The organism is Pseudanabaena biceps PCC 7429, assembly GCF_000332215.1.
Taxonomy (GTDB): domain Bacteria; phylum Cyanobacteriota; class Cyanobacteriia; order Pseudanabaenales; family Pseudanabaenaceae; genus Pseudanabaena; species Pseudanabaena biceps.
The window spans coordinates 1-864 of record NZ_ALWB01000443.1 but is presented as its reverse complement, the minus strand read 5'-3'; the positions used below and the strand labels follow the sequence as shown (position 1 = coordinate 864).

Genomic DNA, 864 nt, shown 5'->3' with positions numbered 1-864 from the left:
TACCGCCCGCGTAGCGGGCGGTACTCTCTTCTGGGTTTTACAGCGCACTGCGCTGTAAGTTTCCTATGCCCAGCGCTTTGTGCTGTATCCAAGTGATAGGGATCGAACCTATGACCTTCTGCTCCCAAAGCAGCCGCGCTACCTCTGCGCCACACCTGGAAAAGAGAATAAAAGTATTGCAAAGCGATGCTTTTATTCAATACTTTTATTCAATACTCCTGAGAGGATTTGAACCTCCAACGTTTCGGGTCTAAGCCGAACGCCTCTTCCATTGGGCTACAGGAGCAAAACTTACTAACTGCCTTGGTAGGGATTGAACCTACGACCTCTCGCTTAACAGGCGATCGCTACTACCACTGAGCTACAAGGCAATAACCCAAGTTTCAGAAATGGTAAAGCCATTTCTGAAACTTCCCGATTGATTTGGGATAAGCCCCTTAGGTCAGAATCGAACTGACGACCTCCTGTTCTTCAGACAGGCGCTACTACCAACTGAGCTACCAAGGGATAGTTTGTCAAAGTAAAATTGGCGACAGCTATACATGGTGTAAGTATTCAGTTGTCAAGGTGCGGTGGCTTTTACGATTGCTTTGTAGTATATTTGTAGTATAAATACTACAAAGCTGTCAAGAGGTTTCTCAAAATATTTTTGATGCAATGGGTGAAGTCTGCTTTGACTAGAAAGGAAGCAATTGGCGCTTCCTTTCTAAGGAGTTCAGCATAATTAAAAACCAAAACCAGAGAGCACACCGCCCGCATTGCAGGCGGTGCACTCTTCTAGGTTTTACAGGGCTTTGCGCTCAAACCCAAACCAAGGAAATTTTTGAAAGCGTTGCAAAGCAACGCTTTACAAAAATTTCCTGT

Annotated in this window: 4 tRNA genes; all 4 read right to left on the bottom strand. The window is 45.3% G+C overall.

Features of this window, described 5'->3' with window-relative positions:
* Window positions 1-87: 87 nt before the first annotated feature.
* The 4 genes from PSE7429_RS23030 to PSE7429_RS23015 all read right to left on the bottom strand — a co-directional run bounded on the left by PSE7429_RS23030 (window position 88) and on the right by PSE7429_RS23015 (window position 507).
* A tRNA-Pro gene (locus PSE7429_RS23030) sits at window positions 88-159 on the bottom strand.
* Window positions 160-213: 54 nt separating this feature from the next.
* Window positions 214-286: transfer RNA gene (locus tag PSE7429_RS23025), tRNA-Leu, on the bottom strand.
* 12 nt (window positions 287-298) lie between these two features.
* Window positions 299-371: transfer RNA gene (locus PSE7429_RS23020), tRNA-Asn, on the bottom strand.
* A gap of 62 nt (window positions 372-433) precedes the next feature.
* Window positions 434-507, bottom strand: a tRNA-Phe gene (locus PSE7429_RS23015).
* Window positions 508-864 lie beyond the last annotated feature (357 nt).